This window comes from Arthrobacter sp. MSA 4-2 (assembly GCF_016405885.1).
In the GTDB taxonomy this organism is placed as follows: Bacteria; Actinomycetota; Actinomycetes; order Actinomycetales; family Micrococcaceae; genus Arthrobacter_D.
The window spans coordinates 213,842-240,741 of the sequence record NZ_JAEKGC010000006.1 but is presented as its reverse complement, the minus strand read 5'-3'; the positions used below and the strand labels follow the sequence as shown (position 1 = coordinate 240,741).

Genomic DNA, 26,900 nt, shown 5'->3' with positions numbered 1-26,900 from the left:
TCACCGAGGAATTATGGCCCAGGCATGGGCCAGGGGCGGGGTGGTCCTTTAGACGTCGCGCTTCTTGGTGACGATGAGGGCAGCGGCGAGGAATGCCAGTGCCCAGGCGCCCATGACGAGTCCGCCCTGGAGCTGGGTCAGGGCGCCCTCGGAGGCGGTGACGGCGACCATCTTGTTGCCTGCCTCCCCGGGCAGGAAACGTGCAGCGTCGGTGACCCAGTCGGCCAGGCCTGAAAGCAGCTGCATGATGACCGGCAGGACGAAGAAGATCCCGACCGCCGTGACCACGCCGCCGGCGGTGTTGCGCAGCAGTATTCCCAGGGACATTGAGATAACCGCTACGAGGGCGAGGAACGTGCCGGTGTTGATGATGCTCGCCAGGACGCCGTCCTCGGTGAGGGCGAAATCAAGGTCCTGGCTTCCAAGGATGGGCTGGGCGATCAGGTAGGACACCAGGGCGCTGAGCAGGCCCACGAGGAATGCGACGGCCGCGACGACGACTGTCTTTGCCAGCAGCGCCGGGGTGCGTCCGGGGACCGCGACCATGGTGGAGCGGATCATTCCCGTAGCCCACTCGGAGGCGATCAGGACCACCGCCAGGGAGGCGATGAGCAGTTGCCCGAAGATCAATCCGGACGATGGTGTGGTGAGCGCATCAACGGCGGGGCTGCCGGGTCCCTGCGCCTGAAGATCGGCGGGCAAACTGCCGTCATTGATCGACTGTGCGAGTTGGGCGTATCCCCAGGCGCCCAGGAGAGCCAGACCGACCATGACCAGGACGGTCGAGGCGATCAGAATTACGGTCGAGCGGACCGTGGTGACCTTGATCCATTCGGATCGAAGCACCCGGGAGAAGGTGATGCCGGAGCTGGGCCGGGGGGCGTGCCTGGTCGGTGAGGGCGATGTGGTTGTCTGTGCGCTCATGGTCGGCGTCCTTCCACGGGGATGGTGAGCTGGGTGGTGTCCGGGGCAGTGGGGGAGAGGCTGTGGGACTGGTATTCGACCTCGGCCTGGGTGAGCTGCATGTAGGCATCCTCCAGGGACAGCTGCAGGGGGGTCAGTTCGTAGACCAGGACGCCGGTCCGCAGGGCGGTCTCGGCGATCCGGCGCGGGTCGACGCCGGTGATCTCGAGCAGTTCCGGTTCCAGGACCTGCGAGCTGACGCCGTCGCCGGCGAGGGGGCCGAGCAGATCCTGCGGCCGGTCTGCGCGGACCCGGACGCGGGCCTTGCTTTGACCGTCGATGATGTCCTGGATCGGGGCATCGGCGATGATCCGTCCACGCCCGATCACGATCAGGTGATCGGCCGTCAGGGCCATCTCGGACATCAGGTGCGAGGACAGGAACACCGTCCGGCCCTCGGCGGCCAGGTCCCTGGCGAGGTGGCGGACCCACTGCACGCCCTCGGGATCGAGACCGTTGACCGGCTCGTCAAAAATCACCGTCTGGGGATCCCCCAGCAGGGCCACCGCGATGCCCAGGCGCTGGCCCATGCCCAGGGAGAACCCGGCCACACGCTTCTTCGCAACCGCGCCGAGCCCGGTGAGCTCGATGACCTCGTTGACCCGGGAGTTCGGGATGCCGTGGGTGGCCGCCATTGCCCGGAGGTGGTTATACGCCGAGCGCTTGGTGTGGACTGCCTTGGCATCGAGCAGCGCCCCGACTTCGTGCAGCGGGGCCTTGTGCTTCGCGTAGGGCCGGCCGTTGACAATCACCTGTCCGCCGCTGGGATTATCCAGTCCCATGATCATGCGCATCGTGGTGGACTTCCCCGCACCGTTCGGGCCCAGGAATCCGGTCACCTTCCCCGGTTGGACGGTGAATGATATGGAATCCACCGCCGTCTTCGCGCCATAGCGCTTCGTAAGGGTCTGAGCTTCAATCATGAGAATCCTTCAAATCGATATACAAGTGAAATCTTTTTCTGCACGCCTGAGCACCGCGTGTCCCCACCTGCAGGTCCGTCCGTCACATCGTCGCCCTCGGATACGTGGGCACGACGGGTCGTCATGTTTTCGGCAGCGGAGAGGAATCGTGGCGTTTCGATTCCCGCCGATCATTAGAAACTGTGTTCACACAACAGGGTCAAATTGGAATGCCGGGCACCGACAGATTCCACGCCGGGAGTAGGGGAGGATGCCTGGTGCTCACTGATATTGCACTGGGCCCTGCAGGATGCCGTGGCGACGCAGCGTGACATCTCGATCCATACTATCACAGCGTACTAGTACACCGTACCGGCGAATGTTGGCATACGGGCTCGTTCCTGCAGCATTGCGGTGGGCCGCTGCGCGAGCTACGGGTCCGGTGCGGCAGATTGCCCGGTTTCAAGCACGCCCTTCCGGTGGACAAATCAGGGCGCACCAGGTTCTTTACGCTGGTCGTAGGCAATTTGGTTGCGGCGGATTGACGCGGCGTTGGTCACGGTCCAGTCGTAGAGCTGCCCGAATGGTTCCCGCAGCGATTCCCCGAGAGGGGTGATGGCATATTCGACGCCCACCGGCGATGTCGGCAGCACCCGTCGTTCGATGAGACCGTCACGCTCCAACTTGCGCAGCGTCTGCGTCAGCACACGCTGCGTGACGCCTTCGAGCCGTCGTTTGATCTCGTTGTATCTCCTGGGTTCATTGAGTACCGCCATGCACATCATCGACCACTTGTTGGCTATCTGATCGAGGATGGGGCGACTCTCACAGTCAGGGCTGAAGACCTCCGTGGTGGTGTCCACAATGTTGCTGAACCGCTGCATTCGGTGTGTTCCTGTATCCCTAGGATGCTTAAAGTGCGTTCTTGACGAGCCTCGAATCAGTTCCAAGACTAGGTATGCATTGTAAACCGACATGCCTTTTGAATACCTAGGAGATCAGCGTGGCCGAATCAAGGCTGTCCGCGGACGCCGCCCACTTCACGACCTTTCAAACAGAGCAGGACGGTCGTGTCCTGTACATCACCCTGAACAACCCGCCCGTGAACGCACTCAGCGTTGTCATGATGAGTGAACTACGGGACCTGATGCTGGCACTTCGCGAGAATGATTCGGTCGCAGTAATCGTCTTCGACAGCGCGAACCCGGAATTCTTCATCGCGCACGTCGATATGAACATCGGCGATCAGATGGACATCCTGGGACAGCTTGCCTCCAAGGCGCCGGAGGGAGTGAACGTCTTTCAGGCTGTGGGTGAGCTCCTCCGACAGCAACCACAGGTCACGGTGGTCAAGCTCAAGGGCATCGCCCGGGGAGGCGGCGCCGAATTCATCGCCGCAGCCGACATGACTTTCGCAGCCCGCGAAACGGCCCGCATCGGGCAGATCGAAGCATTGATGGGCATCATCCCCTCTGGAGGCGGCACCCAGTACCTCCTTGAACGAGTCGGCCGAAACCGCGCCCTGGAACTCGTTCTGACCGGCGATGCTGTCGAGGCGGATGTCGCTGCGTCTTATGGGTGGATCAACCGCGCTATCCCTGCCAATGATCTTGATGCGTTCGTCGACCGGCTCGCCCATAACATCGCCGACCTGCCCGAGGGGGTACTCGCCGCAGCCAAGCGGATTTTCGCTCCCCTCACACCGCTCAGGGGCTACGAGCAGGAAGAAACAGAGTGGGGTGCGTTGTTCGGCCTTCCTGCAGCCCGGCACCTCATCGGCGACAGCCTCGAGCGCGGTGCCCAGACAATCGACGGTGAACGGGACCTCGAGGGCCTCCTCCGAGGGATGAACAAAGAATCACAGCCTCATGACTCAAGTGAACAGCAACCCTGACAGTCAACAGCGGGACAATTGATTTGCCGTCGCGCCGGCCGGAACGCGTCAGGCGTCCCCGTCAAGAATCCCGCCGTCGAGAATCCGGCTGTATCGCAGACGCAGTGCGCGTTCGGTGCTCGCAGCGATCGCCGCGACGACCAGTATGCCGTTCATCCATTGGGGCATGTGGACGGGGCTGTTCAGCGTACCGAGGCTCTCCGCTATCAGCGGGATCGATGTGAGCTGCTCGATGATCTGGGGCAGGCCGAGCACGAGGGCGAGGAGGAGCACGACAACGGACGCCGCGCCCATGGTGCGGCTTAACGCCGGATGGGTTCGTTCAAGGTGTGCTCGTCGACCCTCAGCCGATGCGTGATCGGGAATGAGCTGTCGTTGTGTCCCGTCGTCCGTCACGTAATGACAACGCCTGAGTCCGTAAGCGCTGGTAGCGACCTCTATCCGACCACCGGGGACGGGAAAGACCGCCGGAACCTTTGATCGTGCGGTGTTGATGCCATCGCGATAGAGCCGGGCGTACACCTCCCCGTTCGAATCTCCCCCATGCCGTATGTCGACGGACCAGGTTTCCGGCGGGGCGTTCCCATAGCTCACGGGGAGGTGGAACACCGAGCGCGAGAATAACTGCCACCAGCGAACGCGCTGCAGCGCGTGGCCGTCTCCGGGTTTGACCTTCTTCATCGTCGCATCTTCTTCGGCATCGACCCCCTATGTTGTTTCACAACGAGCGCGACCGCGCACACCACGAAGGTGCTCCCGAAAATAGCTGTCAACACCGGCCCGTATGACCCCGGAAGGAAAAGCCACGACAAAAGAGTAAGGACACCAAGCAGCAGCACCAGGAGAAGGGAATTCGTACGTACGCTCGACGTTCTCATAGTCCTACCCTAATAACGAGCAACTTCGCATTACCAAAAGGACACCTGTGCAGGTGACAAAGGCGCCGCGCTGCAACCTTCGTGGTTACCCCTGTGTGGTACCGGTGAGCGCGCGCCAGCGGGGCCGGTCGGTGATGGGCACGAGAAGACACAGCACAGTCACCGCGGCGGCGATCCATCCGGGCCAGAGTGTCCAGGCGGCCATCGTTGCTGCCGCGAGCTGAGTCATCAGGATGAGGATGGTGACGATGCCGGGAACGGCGACAGGGCCATCCCCGCCGGGGCGGTCGCCCGGGGTGCTGAACACGGCGGGAAGTCCGATCAGCAGCACCACGGCTCCGATGGCCAGTGGAATCGAGTGCGGCCACAGCGCCCAGGCAGAGCCGACCCAGGCGATGAGCTCGGCCGTGAAGCGCAGGCCTCCGGCGAGGGGGCCGTGGCCGGGTGCCCGGGCGCCGGGTCCTGCAGGCCTGGTCTTCATGCTGCCGCCCGGCTGTCGATCACAGCTGCGGGCTCTGGGGGAGCACCTCACGCCCAACAGCGGCATCTTCCGCTGCCGCCTTCAGCCCTTGGTCAATGAAGTCGATCATCCAGGTGAAGCTGGTGTTGACGCTGGTAGACATCTGAAAACCGTCCGAGATCTCGAGTGTTGCGAAACCGTGAAGCATGCTGCGCAGCATCCGCACCGCGTGGGTTTCCTCCGCAGGATCAAGGCGGTAGCCGAGCAGCACGGCCGAAAGGGGGGTGAGCGCCCGTTCCAGCGCTGCGGCGAGAGGATCGTCCGGGCCTGTGGGCCGGACTCCGACGGTCGTGGCGTAGCGGCCGGGATGTTGCTTCACATAGCCGCGCAGCGCCCGGGCCGCCCCTTCGAGGGCATCTCTGCGTGCCCTGCCCTGCGTGGCATCACGCACTGCCTCGCCCAGTTCGGTGACAGTGAGAATGCAGATGCGGCGGGTGAGGTCAGCAAGCCCTTCGACGTGCTTATACAGCGAGGGAGTCCGCACTCCGAGACGTTCGGCGACGAGGCTCATGCTGAGCTGGGCAAAGCCAATCTCGTCAGCAAGTGCGGCGCCGGCCTCGGTGACGGCAGCGGCATCCAATCCGGCCCTAGGCATGGTCCACGCCGGTCGTGGAGGTCAGCGTCCTGCCCAGGAACGGCAGCAGCAGGGCGAGCAGCTCGTCCGGAGTCTGGGTGTGCGGGTAGTGCCCGGCGCCCTCGATGACGGCAAGTTCACCGACGCCGTCGGGAAGGTCCGTGATGATGCGTTCACCCTCGGCGCGGGGATTGGTCCAGTCGGGGTCGGCACTGCCCTCAACGACCAGGACCGGCCGCCGGACATTGGGCAGCTGGGCACCGGCATCCGCCGGGGAGGTCTTCATCATGGCGCGCAGGACCGTCATCCGCTCGGGCCGGCTCATTGTGGTCCGGATGCGGGCGGACTCGCTGTCCCAGTCGGCGGGTTTGGCCGGGATTGCCAGGTCCAGATAAGCCAGCCACGCCTTCACGCTCCCGCTGAGCAGCACCTTGGCGAGCTGGACCGTGCCGGTCCGGTAGTCCCTCCGGCTGAACAATCCGCCGAGGTCAACCGATTGACGGCGGGTGAAGGGGGCCAGTTCCACGACGCCTGCGATCGGCCCGGGGTCCGTGGCGGCGGCGATGGTGGCCGCGCCGCCGCTGATCGAGTGGCCCACAATAACCGCAGGGCCGCCGAGTGAATGCACGAGGGCGACAAGGTCGCCGGCGATGTCGGTGCGGCTGTAGCCGTTCCAACCGGTGCTGGATTCGCCGCAGCCGCGGATATCGACGTTGGCGACCCGGTAGCCGGCGGCCACCAGGGCCGGGGCGATGAAGCGGTAGGAGTGCCGGCTGTCGCCTATGCCATGGGCGAGGACCACGAGGGGCCCCTCACCGCTTAGTTCGTAGGCGATGGTTCCCTCAGGGGTGCTCAGGTACTCGGTCATGACAATCTCCAAACGGCTAATAGTAATAGCTTAAAGCTAAACATGTTAGCCAACGCTGTCAAGGTTTCTGGGGGCTCCACCATATGGTTCGGTCAGGGAGGGAATGTCCTTTCGGGTTGCACGGCGGACCAGCCGTCGACGTCGGTGGGATTGCGTCCTGCCGCAACGCCGCGCCCGGATTCAAGGCAGAGGTCCAGGCCACACCCTGATCGGGAGGGCCATCAGCAGGTGCCGTACCGCACCAGCCGTGCCCCAGTAGGGAAGTGATGAAGTGCCCCGACCGGGCGGGTCAGCTGGAGGCGGCCAGCGACTCGGACGCGTTGTTTCTGGAGGGCGCCGGCTCCGCAGTGCCCTCTCGACGGTTGATCTCCGCCCACACCGCATCGAGGGACAGGCCCAGGACCTCTGCGATCGCCGCGATCGTCGGAAAAGCGGGAGTCGCTACTCGACCCGACTCGATCTTCCGAAGGGTCTCCGGAGAGACTCCGGCAGCCAGGGCCGTGTGGAGCATGGATCGTTCGCCCCGGGCGAGGCGCATAAGCGCGCCGAGTCGCTGTCCGCGCTCGAGATCTTCCGGGGTGAGCGGCAATCTGACCATGCATACCACCCTACCGTGGGATACTCTTACCGGTATAGTTATTGGTCACACGAAAAAGGTGCACACATGATTGAGATCCTGACCCCAGCTGAATTATCACGAGCCAGGGAGACCGGTGCCCTCGTCGCCAATGTTTTGCAGGCGCTGAGGAACCGCAGCACCGTCGGCACGAACCTGTTGGACATCGACCGGTTGGCCAAAACCATGATCGCCGAGGCAGGAGCAAAGTCCTGTTACGTTGACTACGCACCTTCCTTCGGGCGTGGTCCGTTCGGGCACTACATCTGCACGTCGGTCAACGACGCCGTCCTTCATGGGCTGCCGCACGACTACGCCCTGGCCGACGGCGACCTCCTGACACTCGACCTTGCCATCACGAAAGGTGGAATTGCAGCGGACTCCGCCATCAGCTTCATCGTGGGCGCATCGAAGCCCCCTGAGAGCGTTGCCCTGATCAGCGCGACCGAACGGGCGTTGGCCGCGGGGATAGCCGCGGCAGGGCCCGGGGCGCGCATCGGGGACATCTCGTATGCCATCGGGTCGGTCCTCAGCGAAGCGGGGTACCCGATCAATACCGAGTTTGGTGGGCACGGCATCGGATCAACAATGCATCAGGACCCCCACGTTGCGAACACCGGCCGGCCGGGCCGCGGATACGCACTGCGTCCCGGGCTGCTGCTCGCACTGGAGCCGTGGGTGATGGCCGATACCGACAGACTCATCACCGACGCCGATGGGTGGACACTGCGCAGTGCGACGGGAAGTCGGACAGCACACAGCGAGCACACCATTGCGATCACCGATGAGGGCGCCGAAATCCTCACCCTGCCGAGACCGGCCGATCAAGGTGCTGAAGCAACGCCTTCACCCGTGCACACAGGGGCCTAACCCGCGCCCTGTTTTCCGGGCCGCTGTCGGCCCTGACTCACCCCAGCCGTGGACAGCGCGAAACTGCCGGCCCTCGGCAAGACCCTCATCCCGGACGACTGGATTCTCTCGCAGCCGGCAGGCCTTCAGTCATTTCGAAAAGCTGGTGACTGCGCGGCGGCGCAGTGTCGGGTCGAGCAGGGCCGGCGGAGCGTCATTTTTCTCCTGCGGTGCGAGGTCGGTGCCGGGCGGCACGATGGCATCGATAGCGTCAAGGATGTCTGAGGACAGGACGGTGTCGGCGGCGGCGATCTGGGAGTGCAGGTGATCGATGGTGCGAGGTCCGATCAGTGCGCTGGTGATCGCCGGATGCGCTGTGACGAAGCCGAGCGCGAGCTGGATCATGGTGAGGCCGGCGCCGTCGGCCACCCTGGCCAGCTGTTCAACGGCGTCAAGCTTCGCCCGGTTGACGGGGATGGAGACGTCAAAGCGGTGTTGCATGAAGCCCGAGCGGTTCGTGCTGATCTCCTGGCCCTCGCGGATGACGCCCGAGAGCCATCCTGAGGCGAGCGGGCTCCAAACCAGGACACCCATGCCGTATTCCTGGGCGGCGGGAAGTACCTGGGTTTCGATGCCGCGCTGCAGGATCGAGTAGTTGGGCTGCTCTGTGACGTAACGGCTCAGGCGGTGGGAGCTGGCGGCCCACTGGGCCTGGACAATGCGGTACGCCGGGAATGTTGAGGAGCCGAAGTGGCGGATCTTGCCGGCGCGCTGCAGATCGGTCAGAGCGGAGAGGGTTTCTTCGTCGCTGGTCCGGGGGTCCCAACGGTGGATCTGGTAAAGGTCGATGTGGTCGACATCGAGCCGGCGCAGGCTCGCCTCCAGCTCCGTTATCAGCCAGTGCCGGGAACTGCCCTGGTGGTTGCGCTCGTCCCCCATGGGTAGGCCCGCTTTGGTGGCGAGGACGACGTCGTCGCGGCGGCCGGCGATTGCCTTGCCGACCATTTCCTCGGACTGGCCGCCGCTGTACACATCGGCGGTGTCGATCAGGTTAATCCCGGCCTCGAGGGCGGCGTCGACCAGCGCGGTTGCTTCGTCCTGTGTGGTCCGGCCGATCTTCCCGAAGTTCATGGCGCCCAGCGCGAGCGAGCTGATCTGCAGGCCGGTGCGGCCGAGGGTGTTGTACTGCATGAGGGTGTCCTTTTCGATGTGGGGGGGGGGGGTGGGTTGAGTTGAGTTGTGTGGAGTTATTTGCTGTCGATGCGGCCGAGCGGAGCGGGGTTCTTGTTGAGCGCGGCGACGCTCTCGCTCCAGCTTGGATCGGTGGGATACAGCGCGCTGCGGAGGTAGGAGAAGGTGGCCTGCTGGATGAAGGCGACCCGGGTCGGGTTCTCGTCGGTGGTCTCCGCAGCTCCGTAGCCGGGAATTCCTCCCAGCGAGTGTTCTGCCCCGAAGACGGTCAGCAGGCTCTTGTTGCCCGGACTGTGATGGTAGGGGTCCGCGCACCAGTCCGCACCCCGGATGCTGAGGGGGGTGCGGTCCTTGTCTCCTGCGATGACGAGGGCGGGGGCGGTCATTTCGGTGAAGCTTTGGTTCAGGAAGGGGTAATTACCCGCGGCGAACTCCGTCAGATCAGCGCCGCCCCTCCCGGGGGCGGCCAGCAGCACGCCCGCCGTGATCCGCGGGTCGGACAGGTCCGCTCCCGGCCCGCCGTTAGGCCCAATGACCCGTGCACCGAGCAGCTGGCCTACCGTGTGGCCGCCCCAGGAGTGGCCCGCCGCGGCGATCCGGCTGTGGTTCAGGCGCCCGGCCAGGCCGGGCACGACAGCTTCGATGGAGTCGAGCTGGTCAAGGATCTGTTGGAGGTCGTTCACGCGGAAGCGCCATCTCTCAGAGAACCGTGGGTCCTGTGGGTGGAGGTTCAGCATCCTCGAGTCGAGGTGGGTTGGCTGGATGACGGTGAAGCCGTGCGCTGCCCAATGATCGACCAGCGGGCCGTAGTCCCTCATGGACGAACCATTGCCGTGGGAGAAGACGATCACGGGCAATCCGCGCCCGGTAACCGGAGCGGAGACCCGGACCTGGAGGTCGTCGCCGCGGCCGCGGGCCGGCAGCACAACCGGGCCGACGGACATGACCGGAACCGGAGCATCGGCTGCCGGGTCTGCATGCGAGGAGATGAGATCTGTCATGCCACGGGCTTTCTGTCCGGAGAGTTGACGTGTTGCAGGGCCGCCCGCTGTAGACGGGCAATCCGGTCTGACATACTTACTAAAAGGAACGTTGCTCCGTTTGACTATACGGAACGCTGTTCCGTTTGGCAACGAGGACAGAAGAGGATCAGGAGTATGAGTCTGGACGCCGGGCAGGCGGGGCAGGGGACGCCGCGGAAGCGCGCGGATTCCGTACGCAATGAACAGGTGCTCCTAGCCGCCGCCGCTGCTGTCTTTGTCGCCTCCGGCGTGGACGCGCCGGTACGCGAAATTGCAGGCAAGGCCGGAGTGGGGGTCGGGACGATCTATCGTCACTTCCCGACGCGCGCGGACCTCATCATCGCTGTGTACCGGCACCAGGTGGATGCCTGCGCCGAGGCCGGTCCGGCCCTGCTGGCCGACACCGAATCCCCGCATTCGGCCCTTGGCCAGTGGATCGACCTATTCGTCGAGTTCCTCGTCACCAAGCACGGCCTGGCCGCGGCACTGCAAAATGACAGGGATGGCTTCGACGCCCTGCACAGCTACTTCGTTGACCGGCTGGTGCCGGTGTGCGCGCATCTGCTCGAAGCCGCGGTGGCAGCAGGGGAGATCGACCCCGACATCGGCGCCTATGAACTTATGCGCGGGGTCGGCAATCTATGCGCCGGCGGCGGTATGGATGCCCGCTACGACGCGGACCGGCTGGTCAAGCTGCTCATTAGGGGGCTGGCTCGACCGGCCCTGCCGAAGGGTTGATGGGGAAGAGGCCTCGGCGTAGAGTCCTCGACGAGGCGGGAGCGAGGGAGCAGGTCATGGGGCAACTGATCGTTCAAAACTTTGTCAGCGCCGACGGTTTCGCGGCCGACGCCAACAACGAGTTCACCTTCTATGAGCTCCTTGACGGAGGCACCGCGGAGTTTGACCGCAGTCAGCTGAAGTGGTTGGAGACAATTGACACGATGGTTCTCGGGGCAGACACCTACCGTATGTTTGTCGAGTACTGGCCGACACCGGCATCCAAAGACGAGATCATCGCGCCATCATTGAACTCGCTGCACCGCGTCGTTTTCTCCCGCCAGCTGACACAAGCCCCATGGGGAGACATGGCGGAGGCGGCCATCGAATCCGGTAACCCCATCGAAGCGATCAGTCGGATTAAGGCCGAGAACGGCGGCGACATCGTTCTCTGGGGAAGCCTTACCCTGGCACAGACGTTCCTGGCCGCGGGCGTCGTGGATTCGGTGAGGCTCGTCGTGATGCCGATCGCCATAGGCGCGGGCCGGGGCGTCTTTCCGCCTGGGCAGGACCCGAACTTGCTGTCCCTTCAGAGCGCAACTGCGTACGACCAGGGTCTGGTCGAGCTGGTGTACGGAATCCGGGCAAGGAACGAATAGCGCCCGTAGTGGTCGCGGTGTCTCAATTCCCGGCCAGGGAATTACCCTTCCGGAACCGTGCCCACCTGCTTTGCCGGCACACCAATGACCACTGCCCCCGCGGGAACGTCCTTTGTGACCACGGCGCCCGCTCCCACGACGGCCCCGTCGCCGATCGTCATCCCTGGCAACACCGTCACGTTGGCCCCGAACCACACGCCCACACCGATCGTCACGCGGGCCGGGTGCATGTCGGCCCGTCGGCTCGGCAGTAGATCGTGGTTCAAGGTCGTGATCACGGCGTTGTGGCCGATGAGGGATCCATCGCCGATGTCAATGCCGCCCTGGTCCTGGAACCGGCAGCCGCTGTTGACGAAAACGTCCGCGCCGAAGCGGATGTTCCTGCCGAAGTCAGCGCTGAACGGCGGGAAGAGTTGGAAGGACTCGGGGACCTCCCGCCCGGTCAGTTCGCTCATCAGGGCCCGCACCTCTCCGGGGGAGTGGTACCGCCCGTTGAGCTCGGCGGAGATGCGCAGCGACTCCTGGCTCGCGGCGTGCATGGCCTCATGGTGCGGTGAACCTCCGGGAATCGTCTCCCCGGCGTTCAGTGCGGTCAGCAGCTCGTCGAGACCCGGAATATCGGCCATATGCGCAACGATATCGTGCCCTTGCCGCACCCGAGGATGCATCTCAATGCACTCAACAGAAGCTCCGTATTTCCCGGACCGCTGAGGCGCCGCAAAGCGTTGCAGGACCGTAATGGAAAGCAGGCAGCGTATGGCGTTGTCCGGTTGTAGAGTCCATCTCACCGTCCGGACTGTGGGGGCAGCCGGGGGTGGCCACGCACGTAGAAACAGGGGCCTGAAGCACCCCCTGTCCCGGTTTCCACTGAGTCGAAACCCCTGCGGGCCCGCTGCGGTGCTTCGAGGGCCTCAACTCAGAGGAGCCACCCTTCAAGACGAAAGCACGTCAGTGAATAAACGACCTATCCTCGCGCTATCCATTACAGCCCTTCTACTCTCCGGGTGCGCAACTCCCGAATCGACTGCGTCCGGTCAGGCGCAGGGCCCGTCGGCGAGCCCCTCGCCGGAAGCCACCAGCCAGGAGCCGACCCCGAGTCCTACCCCGACTCCCTCCCCGGCGCCGACTGCCACGCCGACTCCCACGCCGACGCCCGCCGCGGTGCCCGAGCCAACCGAAGAACCACCCGCTCCGGCTCCTGCGCCGCAGCCGGCACCAGCGTCCTATCCTGACCTGATGCCCGTTCCGGAGTTTGACGCAGTCAGGGTCGAGCGGAAAGCGGGAACAACCTGGAACATCATCGGTGACGGCTACGCCCCCGGAGCGGAAATCTTCGTAACGTTCGGCCCGATGTCGACGGATGCCAATCTTCTCGATATGCCATTGGTCTATGCGGACGCGAACGGCCACTACTCGCTGCCCATCACACTTCCTGCGGACTTGAAGCCGGGATCCTACGGAATCATGACGGTGGACCTGCCCAACCGCGAAACCAATAAGAGGTTCGCCTCGGTGGAGGTCGTCGCCCCGTAAGCGTCGTCACCCCATAAGCAGAAGGCAGCGGCCCGCTCCCACAGCGGCGGCGGGCCGCATTGGCCAGCAAGAGGGCCGATCACCGAAGAATCATCCTGTGCGGTGCCGCTTCTGCCGAATTGACTAGTGCAGCAGAAAAAGGGAAGCTTGCTGATGGCTAGGTTGCCGACAGAATATCCCCCCACGATTCCGGTCGGCACCTGCCTGAGGCGGCGATCAAACGCTGCGAAGCCCCTGGCCAAGCGAGACTGGCCGGGGGTTTTCTCATGTCCGGGAGGGGTCCGCGCTGGATAGGCGGGCATCGAGGAAGCCGTTCCCGGTGTCGCTTCAGCGCAGGAGGGCGGTTGTGGGCCCGTCCGGTACCCCTACCGGACGGGCCTTAACACCACCGCCATGAGCGTTGCGAGACCTATATGGCGGCCGCAGACCACACTAGCCTCCACATCCCGGATGGACAATGCGGGCAGGCGCCCGGATAAAACCGATATGACAATTCGGCGTAGCGCCCCCGATGATGCCGCAAGGCCGGCTTTGATTGCATCTCGGTAACAACCTATCCAGGCTGAGGGATTCGAGACCGTCTGGTTACACTCCGCCACTAGGCTTCTGGACATGTGAGGCGCGCCACCTTTAGGGCTCGCGGGTCGTCATGCAACATCAGATGGGGCTGATTCCACACCAAGAAATAGGAGGCGGAATGCGTTTCGGACGTACTTCCAAAGCTGTGGGGGTCGCGGCGGCAGCTGCGCTCGCACTTAGCGCCTGCGCCGCCAACACCGGTACTGAAACCGATGACGGCGCCGAGGGCGAAGCAACCGGCGGCGAGATCCGGGTAGTTGAAGTCAATGCTTTCAGTTCGTTCAACTCCGGCACCGCCGAGGGGAACGTGGACATCAACGGCACCGTCGCCTACCTCACCCATTCCGGCTTCAATTACATCAACAACGACCTCGAGGTGGTCCCCAACGAGGACTTCGGCACCTACGAAGTGGTCTCCGAGGACCCGCTCAGCGTCAAGTACACGGTGAACGAAGAGGTGGCCTGGTCGGACGGCGAGGCCGTCGATGCCGGCGACATGCTGCTGGCCTGGGCTGTCCAGTCGGGGCACTTCAACGATGCCACCACCGACGAGGCCGGAGAGGTTACCTCCGGGTCGAGCTACTTCGACTACGCCGGCGACACCAGCGGACTCGGGCTGACCGACGTTCCGGAGATCAGTGACGACGGACGCTCCATCACCCTCAACTACTCCGAGCCCTACGCCGACTACGAGGTCGCGTTCGGCACCATGACCGAAGGCGGCATCGGTATGCCGGCCCACGTCCTTGCGGAGAAGGCGGGCCTCGCCGACGAGGACGCGCTCATCGAGCTCATCCAGACCTCCCCCGAGGGCGATCCCGAGAAGCCCGTGGAGCGCCCTGAGCTGCAGGCCGTTGCCGACTTCTGGAACACCGGCTTCGACACCAAGTCGCTGCCCACGGACACCTCACTCTTCCTGTCGAACGGCCCCTTCATCGTCTCGGACATGACCCCGGACCAGAGCATGACCCTGGTACGCAACGAGGACTACAACTGGGGCCCCGAGCCGAAGATCGACGAAGTCACCATCCGCTACATCGGTGAGGCTCCGGCGCAGGTGCAGGCCCTGCAGAACGGCGAGGTCGACGTCATCGCGCCGCAGGCCTCCGCGGACACCGCCGAGCAGCTCGAGGGCCTCGAGGGCATCAAGGTGCTCCGCGGCAACGAGCTGTCCTATGACCACCTCGACCTCAACTTCTCCGGCGTCTTCGCCGAGGAGAATGTGCGTGAGGCCTTCATGAAGACCGTGCCGCGCCAGCAGATTGTCGACACGATCATCAAGAAGCTGAACCCCGACGCCGCTCCGCTGGATTCCCAGCTGTACCTCGCCGATCAGGAACGCTACGAGGAAGCGAAGGAGAACAACGGGTCCGAGGAGTACGCGGAAGCCGACATCGAGGGCGCACGCGAGCTTCTTGCCGGTGCGACCCCCGAGGTGCGCATCATGTACAACCGTGACAACCCCAACCGCCTCGACGCCTATACCCTGATCGCGGAGTCCGCCTCGCAGGCAGGGTTCAAGATCGTCGACGGCGGCCTGGGCGCCTCCGACTGGGGCGCCGCCCTGGGCAACGGAACCTACGACGCGACCATCTTCGGCTGGATCAACTCGGGCGTCGGCGTCGCCGGCGTGCCGCAGATCTTCAAGAGCGATGCAGGCTCGAACTTCAACGGCTTCTCCGATCCTGAGGCGGACAAGCTGATGGAGGAGCTGATCCGTGAAACGGATCCGGCCGCGCAGGAGGACCTGCAGGTCCAGATCGACAAGCTGATCTGGGACTCCAAGTACGGGCTGCCACTGTTCCAGCTGCCCGGCCTGAACGCCCACACCGATCAGGTCGCGGGCATGGACTACATGCCGAACCAGACCGGTATCTGGTGGAACTTCTGGGAGTGGGAAGTCGTCCAGTAGCACCACCAGTGCAGTTCTAACCGCACCACGGGAGGTGCCGGGACCTCGTCCATCCAGGTTCCGGCACCTTCCTGCGTTCCGCGGCGATGTCAGCCGTGTCACGTGCAGGCCGCCCCGGAAGGGGAGGATTAGAATGCGACCAGAGTCACAGCAAACCCGCAACCAGACATTGAGGCCTCGCAAGCATGGTGACCTACATCGTTCGGCGACTAGCAACAGCTGTTCTAATCCTGTTCGGCGCCTCGTTCATCGTCTATCTGCTGACGGCGGCCTCCGGTGATCCCCTCGAGGACCTGCGCGCCAGCAATGCGCCCAACCGGGAACAGCTCATCCAGGCCCGCTCCGAACTGCTGGACCTGAACACCCCGGCGCCACTTCGCTACTTCGGCTGGCTGTCCGGCGCAGTGCAGTGCGTTGTGCCCTTCGTAGGCAACTGCGACCTCGGGCGCAGCATCCAGGGTGAGGCCGTCACTGATGCGCTCACCCGGGCCGTGGGCAACACCATCATGCTCGTGACGGCGGCCACCGTGCTCGCGATCATCATTGGGATCTCCCTCGGCATCATCTCGGCCCTGCGCCAGTACAGCGGGCTCGACTACGGCGTGACCTTCATGTCCTTCCTCTTCTTCTCCCTGCCGATCTTCTGGCTGGCGGTGCTGCTCAAGGAATTCGGCGCGATCGGATTCAATAACTTCCTGACCGACCCGGACATACCCCTGTCGAACATCCTGGTCGTGGCCCTGATCAGCGGGGTGATCTTCACGATCCTCGCCGGCGGCACCCTCAAACGAAAGGCGGTCGCGTTCCTGGTCGGCGCGGTGGCCGCCGGAGGGCTCCTCTACCTCCTCAACCTCATCGACTGGTTCACCCGACCCGGCCTTGGCCCGATCGTCATCCTCGTCTTCGGCGTGGCGGCGGCCTACGGCATCACCCTGCTGACCGCCGGGTTGAAGAACCGGAAGGCGCTCTACTCGGCCCTGATCATGGTGACCCTCGGCCTGGTGGCGTACTACGTCGTCAACCCCTTCCTGGGCGGGGCGACGATCTGGCTCCTGCTGCTCCTTGCCGTGATCACGGTGGGCGTCGGCATGGGCGTGGGGTTCCTGCTCGGCGGGTACGACCGGGCCCAGAGCATGCGCACCGCCGCACTGACCGGGCTCCTCATGGCGGGGCTGATCGTCCTCGACCGGTTCATGGTGACCTGGCCGTCCTACGTCTCGAACTCCCGGGTGCGCGGCAGGCCGATCGCCACGATCGGTGCCTCGACTCCGGGCCTCGAAGGGGACTTCTGGATTCAGGGAATCGATAACTTCACCCACCTCCTCCTTCCCACCCTGGCACTGCTGCTCGCCTCCCTTGCAAGCTACAGCCGGTACTCACGGGCCTCGATGCTCGAGATCATGAACATGGACTACATCCGCACGGCCCGGGCCAAGGGCCTGTCCGAGCGGACCGTCGTCATGCGCCACGCCTTCCGGAACGCGCTGATCCCCCTGGCCACCCTTGTCGCCTTCGACATCGGCGCACTGATCGGCGGCGCCGTCATCACCGAGCAGGTGTTCGCCTTCTCCGGAATGGGCCAGCTGTTCGTGCAGGCCCTGCACCGGACGGACCCGAATCCCATCATGGGCTTCTTCCTCGTGGTCGGGATTCTGGCACTCGTCTTCAACCTCATAGCCGACCTTGTCTATTCGGTCCTTGATCCACGCGTAAGGGTGAAAGCATGACCATCCAGGATTCCTCCGAGACCCCCCGGGGAGAAGTAGGCCCTTCCCCGCGTGAAGTGGGGCCCGTTGCCAACCCCGAGACGAAGGGGATGTCGCAGGGCCAGATCGTCCGTCGGCGCTTCTTCGACAACACGGCGGCCATCATCAGCCTCGCGGTCTTCGCCCTCATCTTCCTGCTCGCCTTCACCTCGCTGGGCTTCGCCGGTATCCCCGGCTGGTGGAAGTACAACCACACGCAGTTCCTGCCGGTGATCGACGGGGGAGCGCCCACGGTCACCGGGCCCTTCAGCTGGGGCGACCACCCCTTCGGGCAGGACTCGATCGGGCGTGACTACTTCGCCCTGACCATGCGCGGGGCGCAGAACTCGATCATCATCATGTTCCTCATCGGGGCCATCTCGGGCATCGTCGGTGTCGTGGTCGGTGCCTGCTCCGGCTACTTCCGCGGTTGGACCGAGGCCGTCCTGATGCGCATCACGGACATCGTCATCATCATTCCGCTCATCGTCCTCGCCGCCGTTCTTGGCCGCACCGTCGGGCAGGCCCTCGGCCCCGGCGCGGCCGTCTTCTTCCTCGGCGTGGTCCTCGGCCTGCTCGCCTGGACTGGCATGGCCCGGCTGGTCCGCGGCGAGTTCCTGTCCCTGCGCGAGCGGGAGTTCGTCGATGCCGCCAAGATCGCCGGCGCCTCCAACGCCCGCATCATCTTCAAGCACATCCTGCCCAACGCGGTGGGCGTGATCATCGTCAACACCACGCTGCTGATGTCGGCGGCCATCCTGCTCGAGACCGGCCTGAGCTTCATCGGCTTTGGCGTGCAGGCACCGGACGTCTCCCTGGGCCTGATCATCAGCCAGAACCAGGAGGCCTTCCAGACCCGCCCGTGGCTGTTCTGGTTCCCGGGCATCTTCATCGTGCTGATCTGCCTGACGATTAACTTCATCGGCGACGGCCTCCGCGACGCCTTCGACCCGCGCCAGAAGAAGTTCAATGCGCGCAAGGCGAAGGAAGCAAATCGTCCGGTGCGCGCGTGAGGGGCGGCGGTTCAGGCCAGTGCGGCCGAAGCAATGGACGCCGCCAAGAGCGCCGCTGCCACGCCGATCGGCAGCCAGTTCACGCTCCTGGCCACCACCGCCGAGTCGGTGAGGTCGACGTCGAGGGAACCGCTGCCGATGAGTTTCTCCCACCGGCTGCGGACAAGGAACGCGGCGTAGCCGGAGTCGGTGTGCGTGAGGTCGCCCGGGCGTACGGAACGCCCCGGCCCGTAACTGTTTCCGGGAAGATTGGCCAGATGCTCGGGCTTGCCGGCGTGGGTGCCCCAGACTCCTGGGGCGGGCGCGGCCCAGGCCGTGTAGGAACCACGTGGTGTGACGAGCTTCAGCGCGAACTTGGTATCGACGTGCACCAGCGCGGCCCACGGCACCGAGACGGTGGTCAGCGGGTTCCGCAGGGTCACGGCGTCGGGATCCACCTCGACGGACGGGTACCAGAACAACCACCACGCCGCGAAGGCGAAGGCGACGAGCGGCCAGCCCGCCAGCAGTCCGGAGACCCCCTCCGACACCACCACGGACACCAGGCCCACTGCGGTCAGGGCGAAGGCCACCGCCGTGAAGACCTTGCTGGTGCGCGGTCGGAACACTGTGGTGACGGGACCGCCCGTGGCGCTGCTCATCGCTCCATGATTCCAGCATTTTCCTCCGGTGGGTCAACCGGAGGCCACACGGCGGATACACCACTCCCGGGTGCCGGGCGGAAGGACAGCACATCATGACCAGCGACGTTATTGGCGGTCCCGATCTAAACGACCCACGGGACCCCCGTGGGCCCGTGCTGGAGGTGCGCAACCTCAGCGTCGACTTCGGCGTCGAGAAGAAATGGGTGCCGGCGGCGATCAACCTGAACTACTACGTCAACGCGGGTGAGGTCCTGGCGATCGTGGGCGAGTCCGGTTCGGGCAAGAGCGCAAGCTCCATGTCCCTCCTGGGGCTGCTGCCCTCGAACAGCCGGGTCACCGGCGAGGTGCTCCTCAACGGCAAGTCGGTCCTCACCATGTCGCCGGCGCAGCTGCGCACCGTGCGCGGCAGCGAGGTTGCGGTGATCTTCCAGGAGCCGATGACGGCACTCAACCCCGTGTACACCGTGGGCTTCCAGATCGTCGAAACCCTCCGCCTCCACAACGAAATGTCCCCGGACGCGGCGAAGCAGCGGGCACTGGCCCTGCTGGACATGGTCGAACTTCCCGACCCGGACAAGGCGTTCCGGTCCTACCCGCACCAGCTCTCCGGCGGGCAGCGCCAGCGTGCCATGATCGCCCAGTCCCTCTCCTGCGATCCGAAGCTGCTGATCGCCGACGAGCCCACCACGGCGCTTGACGTGACGGTGCAGGCGGAAATCCTCGACCTGATGCGCAACCTGCGCACCAAGCTGGACAGCGCCATCGTCCTCATCACCCACGACATGGGCGTCGTGGCCGACCTCGCCGACCGCATCGCCGTCATGCGCAAGGGCGAGATCGTCGAAACGGGCACCGCCGAGCAGATCTTCGGCGCACCCCAGCACGAATACACCCGGGCACTGCTCGCGGCGGTGCCGCACCTGGGCCAGGGGGCAGGGCAGGACGACGTCGACATCACGGCCGCGCTCGCCGCCGCGACCCACTCGGAGCTGGTCGGCGTCGACCACGAGGAGCTGGAGCGCCGCGAGCGGGAGGTGCTGGCCGGCCTGCAGGAGGAGTCGGCGCCCCAGGCGGACCCGGTCCTCGAGTTGAAGAACGTCGCGATTGAATACCCCAAGCAGGGCAGGGTGCCTGCATTCCGTGCCGTCGAGGGGGCGAACCTCGTCGTCTATCCCGGCCAGGTCATCGGCCTGGTGGGGGAGTCGGGCTCGGGCAAGACCACCATCGGCCGGGCGGCGGTCGGCCTGCTTCCGGTGGCCGAGGGGACGCTGTCCGTCGTGGGGACCGACATCTCCGGCTTCCGGCCCGCCTCCAAGGAACTGGCCGCGGTGCGCCGCCACGTGGGCATGGTCTTCCAGGACCCGTCGTCCTCCCTGAACCCGCGGCTGCCGATCGGCGAGAGCATCGGCGAACCGATGTACCTGGCCGGCGAGGCCAAGGGTGCGGAACTGCAGAAACGCATCGAGGCGCTCCTCGACCAGGTCGAGCTGCCGCGGAGCTACCGGAACCGCTACCCGCACGAGCTCTCCGGCGGGCAGAAGCAGAGGGTCGGCATCGCGCGGGCGCTCTCGCTGCGCCCCAAGCTCATGGTCGCCGACGAACCGACCTCCGCGCTGGACGTCTCGGTCCAGGCCCGGGTGCTCGAACTGTTCCAGAACCTGCAGCGCGAACTCGGCTTCGCCTGCCTGTTCGTCACCCACGACCTGGCCGTCGTCGACGTCCTCGCTGACCATATCTGCGTGATGCAGCGCGGCCGCATCGTGGAGCAGGGGACCCGCGACCAGATCCTGCGCAGCCCCCAGGATCCCTACACCCAGCGGCTGCTCGCCGCCGTCCCCCTTCCGGATCCGCAGAAGCAGCGCGAGCGGCGCGAACTGCGCGCCCAGCTGCTGGCCGCGGAGTAGGCAAACCGACCGCCCGACGGTGCTCCGCCGCCTGCCAGGGGAGTGCGCCGCGGCTGTGGCGGGGGATACAGCGTTGTACCGAAAAGCCTCCACGGGGCGTTCGAGGCGTGGACGTTACCGAATCGTGACCTTCCCGGCCTCTGTCCTCCTCACCTGCGACAGCGTCTGTTCGCCGCCCGTTTCCTGAGTCTTCGCTGAAAGTTTTCGCCCGCTGCCGCCATGCCTGCGTTTCTTGGGGCAAACCCGTGGGGCATATGATTTCCCGGTGTGAGTTGGCTCATGCGTACCATTCGAGTCCAACAGCCCCGGCTGTAACAGCGCCGGGTGAAATCCAACAACTAGGAGGCGGAATGCGTTTCACGCGCAATTCCAGAATTCTCAGCGTGGCAGCTGTCGCTGTCTTCGCGCTGAGCGCATGCGGCGGCGGCGGCGGAAGCACCGACGAAGCAGCTACCGGCGGCAACACCGATGCCGTCATCGTGGTCGACGGCTCTGAACCCCAGAACCCGCTGATCCCGACCAGCACCAACGAAGTCGGCGGCGGAGCAGTCCTCGACCTCATCTTCGCCGGGCTCGTCAGCTACGACGCCGATGGCAAGGTGCAGAACGAGGTCGCCGAGTCCATCGAGACCGAGGATGCCCAGAACTACACGATCACCCTGAAGGAGGGCATGACCTTTACCAATGGCGATCCGGTCACTGCCAGCTCCTTCGTTGACGCGTGGAACTACGGCGCGGCAGCCAAGAACGCCCAGCTGAGCAGCTACTTCTTCGAGAGCATCGAAGGGTACGCGGAGGCCAGCGCCGAAGGCTCAACCGTGACGGAGATGAGCGGCCTGAAGGTTGTCGACGAAAAGACCTTCACCGTCGCCCTGTCGCAGCCCGAGTCGGACTGGCCCCAGCGCCTCGGCTACAGCGCGTTCTACCCGCTGCCCGCCGACGCACTGAAGGACCCCAAGAAGTTCGGCGAAAACCCGGTCGGCAACGGCCCGTACAAGTTCGCAGCCGAAGGTGCCTGGAAGCACAACGAGCAGATCGAGCTTGTGCCGAACGAGGAATATGAAGGTCCGCAGGAGCCCAAGAACGGCGGCATCACCTTCAAGATCTACCAGAACGACACGACGGCCTACCAGGACCTGATCTCGGACAACCTGGATGTGCTGAAGACCATCCCGACGTCCGACATCAAGAACTTCAAGAACGACCTTGGTGAGCGCTCGATTGAGTCACCCTACGCCGGCAACCAGACCATTGCCGTGCCGTACTACCTGAAGAACTGGGACGGCGAGGCAGGCAAGCTGCGCCGCCAGGCCCTGTCGATGGCCATCAACCGTGACGAGATCACCGAGGTGATCTTCAACGGCGGCCGCGAGCCCGCCAAGGAATTCACCGCCCCCGTCCTCCCCGGCTTCGAGGAAGACCTGCCCGGCAGCGAGAACCTTGAGTACAACCCCGAGAAGGCCAAGGAACTGTGGGCCGAAGCCGAGAAGCTCGAGCCTTACGACGCTTCCGAGCCGCTGACCATCGGTTACAACGCCGACAAGGGCGATCACAAGACCTGGGTTGAGGCACTGGTCAACAGCGTCAAGAACACCCTGGGCATCGAGATCACCGGCAAGCCGTACGCCACCTTCAAGGAAGCCCGCACCGAGGCGACCGAGCAGACGCTCACCGGCGCCATCCGGTCGGGCTGGCAGGCCGACTACCCCTCGCTGTACAACTTCCTCGGACCGATCTACGCCACCGGCGCCGGATCCAACGACTCCGTGTACACCAACGAGGAGTTCGACAAGGCCCTGAAGGACGGGCTTGCTGCCGAGTCCGTCGAAGAGGGCAACAAGGCAATGAACGAGGCACAGGAGACCCTCCTCGAGGACCTTCCGGCCATCCCGCTGTGGTACCAGGTCGCCCAGGGCGGCTGGAGCAACAACGTGGACAATGTTGAATTCGGCTGGAACGGCGTACCTCTGTACCACGCCATCACCGGCAAGTAATCCGACACGGAATGGGGGCCCGCCTCTGGCGGGCCCCCATTTTCCGTGATCCAACGAAAAGGTTCCAACCTAAAATGAGCAACCCCCAAGAGCGTTCCGTCCGAACGCCTGACGCGCCGGGAGGTGCGCACTAATGACCTGGTATGTTTCCCGGCGCTTCCTGCAGCTGATTCCGGTCTTCCTCGGAGCTACGCTCCTCGTCTATTTCCTGGTTTTCAGCCTTCCCGGCGATGCCACCGCAGCCATCTGTGGTGAGCGCGGGTGTACCCCCGCCGTCGTCACCGCGCTGCGCGAGCAGTACAACCTGGACGAGCCGTTCTGGATCCAGTACCTGCTCTACCTCAAGGGCGTCCTGACCTTCGATCTGGGCACCAACTTCTCGGGCCGCCCCATCGCCGTCATCATCGCCGAGGTCTTCCCGACCACCGCCAAGCTCGCCGTCATGGCCCTCATCTTCGAGGCTATCTTCGGTATCGTCTTCGGCCTCATCGCGGGCCTGCGCAAGGGCAAGCTCTTCGACTCCACCGTCCTGGTGCTCTCCCTCGTCGTCATCGCCGTGCCGATCTTCGTCCTCGGCTTCCTGATGCAGTTCCTGATCGGCGTCAAGCTCGGGTGGACGAACCCGACCGTCAGCGGCGACGCAACCGTCTCCGAGCTGATCCTGCCGGCCGTCGTGCTGGGCCTGGTGTCCTTCGCGTACGTGCTGCGCCTGACGCGCACCAGCATCCTTGAGAACGTCAAGGCCGACTACGTCCGCACCGCCACCGCCAAGGGGCTCAGCCGCAAGCGCGTCGTCGTGGTGCACATCCTGCGCAACTCGATGATCCCCGTCGTCACCTTCCTGGGCGCCGACCTCGGAACCCTCATGGGCGGGGCCATCGTCACCGAGGGAATCTTCAACGTCAACGGTGTCGGCCTCACGCTGTACCGCGCCGTTCTGAACGGGGACGGGCCGACCGTCGTTTCGATCGTCACCTTCCTGATCCTCATCTTCTGCCTCGCGAACCTGCTGGTGGACCTCCTGTACGCGTGGCTTGACCCAAGGATTCGATATGCCTGAGCTTGAGAACAACCTGAAGACGGCGGGAAGGGTGAAGACCTCCGCCTACCCAATCGAGCACTATGTCGCCGATATTGAGGAAACCCCTGTCCGGGCGACCGACAGTGCCACCGCCGAGGGGGCTCCGTCGAGCCTCTGGCGCGAGGCCTGGCGCAGCCTGCGCCGGCAGCCGCTCTTCCTCATCAGCGCGGTCCTCATCCTGGCCATCCTCGTCGTGGCACTGTTCCCTGGACTGTTCACGAACGAGCCGCCGAACTCGAACTGCCTGCTGGCCAATTCCGACGGCGGCCCCGCACCAGGGCACCCGCTGGGCTTCACCCAGCAGGGCTGCGACATCCTCTCGCGCGTCGTGCACGGCACCCAGTCCTCCCTCACCGTTGGACTGTTCGCCACCCTCGGCGTGCTGGTCATCGGCGGCCTGATCGGCGCACTCGCCGGATTCTTCGGCGGCTGGGTCGATGCGATCCTGGCCCGCATCGGGGACATCTTCTTCGCCCTGCCGCTGATCCTCGGCGCCATCGTCGTCGTGCAGCTGCCCTTCTTCCAGCAGAACCGCAACGTCTGGACGCTCGTGGTGATCCTGGTTTCCTTCGGGTGGCCGCAGATCGCGCGCATCACCCGCGCCGCCGTCATCGAGGTCCGCAACGCGGACTTCGTCATGGCAGCCCGCTCCCTGGGCGTTTCCCCGATGTCGGCGCTGATCAAGCACGTCATCCCCAACGCCCTGGCCCCGGTCATTGTCATCGCGACCATCTCCCTGGGCACGTTCATCGTGGCCGAGTCCACGCTGTCCTTCCTGGGCATCGGGCTGCCGCCGGACGTCATGTCGTGGGGTAATGACATCTTCTCCGCGAAGTCGTCACTCCGGTCCAACCCCAGTGCCATCTTCTGGCCTGGTCTGGCCCTGTCCTTGACCGTTCTGAGCTTCATCATGCTGGGCGACGCCCTGCGTGACGCTCTCGATCCGAAGGCGCGCAAGCGATGAGCTCAACTCTTGGAAACGACGGCATCACCGAGGTTCGTTCCACACCGTCGGAAGTACGGCCCCTGCTCGAACTGAAGGACCTGGCAATCACGTTCGACACGGCGAACGGGGAGGTCCCGGCGGTGCGCAACGCGCATCTGACCGTGATGCCCGGCGAAACCGTGGCCATCGTGGGGGAGTCCGGTTCCGGCAAGTCCACCACGGCCCTCGCCGCGATCGGGCTGCTGCCCGGCAACGGCAGGGTCTCGGGCGGATCGATTCTTTTCGACGGCGAAGACATCACCAACGCCAGCGAAAAGCGCATCGTCGAACTCCGCGGATCCTCGATCGGCATGGTCCCCCAGGATCCGATGTCAAACCTGAACCCGGTGTGGAAGATCGGTTTCCAGGTCAAGGAGACCCTGCGGGCCAACGGCCTGCCGTATTCCACGCAGGATGTGGCGAAGGTGCTGTCGGAAGCCGGACTTCCCGACGCGGAGTCGCGCGCCAACCAGTACCCGCACGAATTCTCCGGCGGCATGCGCCAACGCGCGCTGATCGCCATCGGGCTCTCGTGCCGACCGCGCCTGCTGATCGCCGACGAACCCACGTCCGCCCTGGACGTGACGGTGCAGCGCCAGATCCTCGATCACCTCGACCGGATGACCGATGAGCTGGGCACCGCGGTGCTGCTGATCACCCACGACCTCGGCCTCGCCGCCGAGCGCGCGCACAAGGTCATCGTCATGTACAAGGGGCAGGTCGTCGAGGCCGGTCCCGCACTTGAGCTGCTGACCAACCCGCGCCATCCGTACACCCAGAAGCTGGTCGCCTCGGCACCCTCGATCGCCTCCCGGCGCATCGAATCGGCCAAGAAGCTCGGCGTCGCAACGGACGACCTGCTCGCGCCGTCGGCCGAGAAGTCCGACTCCAAGGACAAGGTGATCGAGGTCAAGGACCTCACCAAGGTCTTCAAGATCCGCGGCAGCTGGGGCAGGTCGACCGACTTCACGGCGGTCGACAATGTGTCGTTCTCGATCGCCCGCGGCACCACCACCGCCGTGGTGGGGGAGTCCGGCTCCGGAAAGTCGACGGTCGCCCGCATGGTGCTGGGCCTGGAGACGGCGACGGCGGGGGACATCCGGTTCGACGGGGTGGACATCACCACCCTGGGCCGGAAGGAACTGTTCAACTTCCGCCGCCGGGTGCAGCCAATCTTCCAGGACCCCTACGGTTCGCTCGACCCGATGTACAACATTTACCGCACCATCGAGGAACCCCTCCGGGTGCACGGGATCGGCAACGCCAAGAGCCGCGAGAAGAAGGTGCGCGAGCTCCTCGACCAGGTGGCACTGCCGTCCTCGATGATGCAGCGCTTCCCCAACGAGCTCTCCGGCGGGCAGCGCCAGCGCGTGGCCATCGCCCGGGCCCTGGCCCTGGATCCCGAGGTCGTCATCTGCGACGAGGCCGTCTCGGCGCTCGACGTGCTGGTGCAGGCGCAGATCCTGAACCTGCTCGCCGACCTTCAGGCCGAGCTGGGCCTGAGCTACCTCTTCATCACCCACGACCTCGCGGTCGTGCGGCAGATCGCGGACCACGTGGCCGTGATGGAGAAGGGCAAGCTTGTTGAGCAGGGCTCCACCGACGAGGTCTTCGACAGCCCGAAGACCGCCTACACTCAGTCGCTGCTCGCGGCGATTCCGGGTGCTGGCCTGGTGCTTCCTCCGGAAGCCGCCTGAGGTGCTGAGCTGACGGCGCTTCGCTAAGGGCCGAAACGACGCCGGTGCTCCCCGAATGCGGGGCAGCGCCGGCGTCGTTCGTCGTTGGAGGGCCCCCGCGGGCGCCCGCGCATTAGGTCTGGTTTTGTCAAACCCGTAGACTTGACGCAGGGCGCGCATT

26 protein-coding genes are annotated in these 26,900 nt (G+C 64.9%); 14 read left to right on the top strand and 12 right to left on the bottom strand.

Annotation, left to right across the window (positions count from 1 at the left end):
* Positions 1-48 precede the first annotated feature (48 nt).
* The 3 genes from I6N91_RS08990 to I6N91_RS08980 form a co-directional block, all read right to left on the bottom strand.
* Complete coding sequence (locus I6N91_RS08990; RefSeq protein ID WP_198812226.1) at positions 49-924, bottom strand: ABC transporter permease; 876 nt, start codon at positions 922-924, stop codon at positions 49-51.
* Positions 921-1,886, bottom strand: coding sequence for an ABC transporter ATP-binding protein (locus tag I6N91_RS08985; protein WP_198812225.1), 966 nt, complete (start codon positions 1,884-1,886; stop codon positions 921-923). Before I6N91_RS08985 ends, I6N91_RS08990 begins: the two co-directional genes overlap by 4 nt.
* Positions 1,887-2,353: 467 nt before the next feature.
* Complete coding sequence (locus I6N91_RS08980) at positions 2,354-2,749, bottom strand: helix-turn-helix domain-containing protein (protein ID WP_198812224.1); 396 nt, start codon at positions 2,747-2,749, stop codon at positions 2,354-2,356.
* Positions 2,750-2,868: 119 nt separating this feature from the next.
* Between I6N91_RS08980 and I6N91_RS08975 the strand changes: the two genes are divergently transcribed.
* A complete protein-coding gene (locus tag I6N91_RS08975; RefSeq protein ID WP_198812223.1) occupies positions 2,869-3,759 on the top strand; it encodes an enoyl-CoA hydratase/isomerase family protein in 891 nt (296 codons plus the stop codon).
* 48 nt (positions 3,760-3,807) lie between these two features.
* Here I6N91_RS08975 and I6N91_RS08970 read toward each other — a convergent pair whose 3' ends face one another.
* From I6N91_RS08970 to I6N91_RS08950, 5 genes are all read right to left on the bottom strand, one after another.
* Positions 3,808-4,440, bottom strand: coding sequence for a hypothetical protein (locus tag I6N91_RS08970; RefSeq protein WP_198812222.1), 633 nt, complete (start codon positions 4,438-4,440; stop codon positions 3,808-3,810).
* A gap of 282 nt (positions 4,441-4,722) precedes the next feature.
* A complete protein-coding gene (locus tag I6N91_RS08965) occupies positions 4,723-5,118 on the bottom strand; it encodes a hypothetical protein (protein WP_198812221.1) in 396 nt (131 codons plus the stop codon).
* Between the two features lie 19 nt (positions 5,119-5,137).
* Positions 5,138-5,737, bottom strand: a complete 600-nt coding sequence (locus I6N91_RS08960; protein WP_307843296.1) for a TetR-like C-terminal domain-containing protein — start codon at positions 5,735-5,737, stop codon at positions 5,138-5,140.
* Positions 5,738-5,744: 7 nt separating this feature from the next.
* Complete coding sequence (locus I6N91_RS08955; protein ID WP_198812219.1) at positions 5,745-6,599, bottom strand: alpha/beta fold hydrolase; 855 nt, start codon at positions 6,597-6,599, stop codon at positions 5,745-5,747.
* Between the two features lie 289 nt (positions 6,600-6,888).
* A complete protein-coding gene (locus tag I6N91_RS08950) occupies positions 6,889-7,197 on the bottom strand; it encodes a helix-turn-helix transcriptional regulator (RefSeq protein ID WP_198812218.1) in 309 nt (102 codons plus the stop codon).
* A gap of 66 nt (positions 7,198-7,263) precedes the next feature.
* Here I6N91_RS08950 and map point away from each other — a divergent pair, with 66 nt between their 5' ends.
* On the top strand, positions 7,264-8,085 hold the full coding sequence (gene map, locus I6N91_RS08945; RefSeq protein ID WP_198812217.1) for a type I methionyl aminopeptidase: 822 nt from the start codon (positions 7,264-7,266) through the stop codon (positions 8,083-8,085).
* Between the two features lie 129 nt (positions 8,086-8,214).
* Here map and I6N91_RS08940 read toward each other — a convergent pair whose 3' ends face one another.
* Both I6N91_RS08940 and I6N91_RS08935 read right to left on the bottom strand, forming a co-directional pair.
* Positions 8,215-9,255 carry an aldo/keto reductase gene (locus I6N91_RS08940; RefSeq protein WP_198812216.1) on the bottom strand — a complete coding sequence of 347 codons (1,041 nt, stop codon included), beginning with the start codon at positions 9,253-9,255 and terminating at the stop codon, positions 8,215-8,217.
* Positions 9,256-9,311: 56 nt separating this feature from the next.
* Complete coding sequence (locus I6N91_RS08935) at positions 9,312-10,256, bottom strand: chlorophyllase (RefSeq protein WP_198812215.1); 945 nt, start codon at positions 10,254-10,256, stop codon at positions 9,312-9,314.
* Between the two features lie 156 nt (positions 10,257-10,412).
* Between I6N91_RS08935 and I6N91_RS08930 the strand changes: the two genes are divergently transcribed.
* Complete coding sequence (locus tag I6N91_RS08930) at positions 10,413-11,015, top strand: TetR/AcrR family transcriptional regulator (protein WP_198812214.1); 603 nt, start codon at positions 10,413-10,415, stop codon at positions 11,013-11,015.
* 56 nt (positions 11,016-11,071) lie between these two features.
* Positions 11,072-11,653, top strand: coding sequence for a dihydrofolate reductase family protein (locus I6N91_RS08925; RefSeq protein ID WP_198812213.1), 582 nt, complete (start codon positions 11,072-11,074; stop codon positions 11,651-11,653).
* Between the two features lie 41 nt (positions 11,654-11,694).
* On the opposite strand, the gene I6N91_RS08920 is transcribed toward I6N91_RS08925, so the two are convergent.
* Positions 11,695-12,279: a DapH/DapD/GlmU-related protein gene (locus tag I6N91_RS08920; protein WP_233091630.1), complete on the bottom strand. Its 585-nt coding sequence runs from the start codon at positions 12,277-12,279 to the stop codon at positions 11,695-11,697.
* A 378-nt stretch (positions 12,280-12,657) separates the two neighbouring features.
* On the opposite strand from I6N91_RS08920, the gene I6N91_RS08915 reads away from it, so the two are divergent.
* The 5 genes from I6N91_RS08915 to I6N91_RS08895 all read left to right on the top strand — a co-directional run bounded on the left by I6N91_RS08915 (position 12,658) and on the right by I6N91_RS08895 (position 18,435).
* Positions 12,658-12,885 carry a hypothetical protein gene (locus I6N91_RS08915; protein ID WP_198812212.1) on the top strand — a complete coding sequence of 76 codons (228 nt, stop codon included), beginning with the start codon at positions 12,658-12,660 and terminating at the stop codon, positions 12,883-12,885.
* Between the two features lie 4 nt (positions 12,886-12,889).
* On the top strand, positions 12,890-13,186 hold the full coding sequence (locus I6N91_RS08910) for a hypothetical protein (RefSeq protein WP_198812211.1): 297 nt from the start codon (positions 12,890-12,892) through the stop codon (positions 13,184-13,186).
* Positions 13,187-13,883: 697 nt separating this feature from the next.
* Positions 13,884-15,677, top strand: a complete 1,794-nt coding sequence (locus I6N91_RS08905; RefSeq protein WP_198812210.1) for an ABC transporter family substrate-binding protein — start codon at positions 13,884-13,886, stop codon at positions 15,675-15,677.
* Positions 15,678-15,862: 185 nt separating this feature from the next.
* On the top strand, positions 15,863-17,404 hold the full coding sequence (locus I6N91_RS08900; protein WP_198812209.1) for an ABC transporter permease: 1,542 nt from the start codon (positions 15,863-15,865) through the stop codon (positions 17,402-17,404).
* Complete coding sequence (locus tag I6N91_RS08895; protein ID WP_198812208.1) at positions 17,401-18,435, top strand: ABC transporter permease; 1,035 nt, start codon at positions 17,401-17,403, stop codon at positions 18,433-18,435. Before I6N91_RS08900 ends, I6N91_RS08895 begins: the two co-directional genes overlap by 4 nt.
* 11 nt (positions 18,436-18,446) lie before the next feature.
* Here I6N91_RS08895 and I6N91_RS08890 read toward each other — a convergent pair whose 3' ends face one another.
* On the bottom strand, positions 18,447-19,076 hold the full coding sequence (locus I6N91_RS08890) for a PH domain-containing protein (RefSeq protein WP_198812207.1): 630 nt from the start codon (positions 19,074-19,076) through the stop codon (positions 18,447-18,449).
* Between the two features lie 95 nt (positions 19,077-19,171).
* Here I6N91_RS08890 and I6N91_RS08885 point away from each other — a divergent pair, with 95 nt between their 5' ends.
* The 5 genes from I6N91_RS08885 to I6N91_RS08865 all read left to right on the top strand — a co-directional run bounded on the left by I6N91_RS08885 (position 19,172) and on the right by I6N91_RS08865 (position 26,740).
* Positions 19,172-20,983: an ABC transporter ATP-binding protein gene (locus I6N91_RS08885; RefSeq protein WP_198812206.1), complete on the top strand. Its 1,812-nt coding sequence runs from the start codon at positions 19,172-19,174 to the stop codon at positions 20,981-20,983.
* A gap of 350 nt (positions 20,984-21,333) precedes the next feature.
* On the top strand, positions 21,334-22,977 hold the full coding sequence (locus I6N91_RS08880) for an ABC transporter substrate-binding protein (protein WP_198812205.1): 1,644 nt from the start codon (positions 21,334-21,336) through the stop codon (positions 22,975-22,977).
* Positions 22,978-23,110: 133 nt separating this feature from the next.
* A complete protein-coding gene (locus tag I6N91_RS08875) occupies positions 23,111-24,037 on the top strand; it encodes an ABC transporter permease (RefSeq protein WP_120164991.1) in 927 nt (308 codons plus the stop codon).
* On the top strand, positions 24,030-25,022 hold the full coding sequence (locus tag I6N91_RS08870; RefSeq protein WP_198812204.1) for an ABC transporter permease: 993 nt from the start codon (positions 24,030-24,032) through the stop codon (positions 25,020-25,022). The genes I6N91_RS08875 and I6N91_RS08870 overlap by 8 nt, the downstream gene beginning before the upstream one ends.
* Positions 25,019-26,740 carry an ABC transporter ATP-binding protein gene (locus I6N91_RS08865; RefSeq protein WP_198812203.1) on the top strand — a complete coding sequence of 574 codons (1,722 nt, stop codon included), beginning with the start codon at positions 25,019-25,021 and terminating at the stop codon, positions 26,738-26,740. Before I6N91_RS08870 ends, I6N91_RS08865 begins: the two co-directional genes overlap by 4 nt.
* Positions 26,741-26,900: the final 160 nt, after the last annotated feature.

Coding starts and splice junctions, on each gene's coding strand:
- I6N91_RS08990 (WP_198812226.1), bottom strand. CDS start 924: ATGAGCGCACAGACAACCACATCGCCCTCACCGACCAGGCACGCCCCC.
- I6N91_RS08985 (WP_198812225.1), bottom strand. CDS start 1,886: ATGATTGAAGCTCAGACCCTTACGAAGCGCTATGGCGCGAAGACGGCG.
- I6N91_RS08980 (WP_198812224.1), bottom strand. CDS start 2,749: ATGCAGCGGTTCAGCAACATTGTGGACACCACCACGGAGGTCTTCAGC.
- I6N91_RS08970 (WP_198812222.1), bottom strand. CDS start 4,440: ATGAAGAAGGTCAAACCCGGAGACGGCCACGCGCTGCAGCGCGTTCGC.
- I6N91_RS08965 (WP_198812221.1), bottom strand. CDS start 5,118: ATGAAGACCAGGCCTGCAGGACCCGGCGCCCGGGCACCCGGCCACGGC.
- I6N91_RS08955 (WP_198812219.1), bottom strand. CDS start 6,599: ATGACCGAGTACCTGAGCACCCCTGAGGGAACCATCGCCTACGAACTA.
- I6N91_RS08950 (WP_198812218.1), bottom strand. CDS start 7,197: ATGGTCAGATTGCCGCTCACCCCGGAAGATCTCGAGCGCGGACAGCGA.
- map (WP_198812217.1), top strand. CDS start 7,264: ATGATTGAGATCCTGACCCCAGCTGAATTATCACGAGCCAGGGAGACC.
- I6N91_RS08940 (WP_198812216.1), bottom strand. CDS start 9,255: ATGCAGTACAACACCCTCGGCCGCACCGGCCTGCAGATCAGCTCGCTC.
- I6N91_RS08935 (WP_198812215.1), bottom strand. CDS start 10,256: ATGACAGATCTCATCTCCTCGCATGCAGACCCGGCAGCCGATGCTCCG.
- I6N91_RS08930 (WP_198812214.1), top strand. CDS start 10,413: ATGAGTCTGGACGCCGGGCAGGCGGGGCAGGGGACGCCGCGGAAGCGC.
- I6N91_RS08925 (WP_198812213.1), top strand. CDS start 11,072: ATGGGGCAACTGATCGTTCAAAACTTTGTCAGCGCCGACGGTTTCGCG.
- I6N91_RS08920 (WP_233091630.1), bottom strand. CDS start 12,279: ATGGCCGATATTCCGGGTCTCGACGAGCTGCTGACCGCACTGAACGCC.
- I6N91_RS08910 (WP_198812211.1), top strand. CDS start 12,890: ATGCCCGTTCCGGAGTTTGACGCAGTCAGGGTCGAGCGGAAAGCGGGA.
- I6N91_RS08905 (WP_198812210.1), top strand. CDS start 13,884: ATGCGTTTCGGACGTACTTCCAAAGCTGTGGGGGTCGCGGCGGCAGCT.
- I6N91_RS08900 (WP_198812209.1), top strand. CDS start 15,863: ATGGTGACCTACATCGTTCGGCGACTAGCAACAGCTGTTCTAATCCTG.
- I6N91_RS08895 (WP_198812208.1), top strand. CDS start 17,401: ATGACCATCCAGGATTCCTCCGAGACCCCCCGGGGAGAAGTAGGCCCT.
- I6N91_RS08890 (WP_198812207.1), bottom strand. CDS start 19,076: ATGAGCAGCGCCACGGGCGGTCCCGTCACCACAGTGTTCCGACCGCGC.
- I6N91_RS08885 (WP_198812206.1), top strand. CDS start 19,172: ATGACCAGCGACGTTATTGGCGGTCCCGATCTAAACGACCCACGGGAC.
- I6N91_RS08880 (WP_198812205.1), top strand. CDS start 21,334: ATGCGTTTCACGCGCAATTCCAGAATTCTCAGCGTGGCAGCTGTCGCT.
- I6N91_RS08875 (WP_120164991.1), top strand. CDS start 23,111: ATGACCTGGTATGTTTCCCGGCGCTTCCTGCAGCTGATTCCGGTCTTC.
- I6N91_RS08870 (WP_198812204.1), top strand. CDS start 24,030: ATGCCTGAGCTTGAGAACAACCTGAAGACGGCGGGAAGGGTGAAGACC.
- I6N91_RS08865 (WP_198812203.1), top strand. CDS start 25,019: ATGAGCTCAACTCTTGGAAACGACGGCATCACCGAGGTTCGTTCCACA.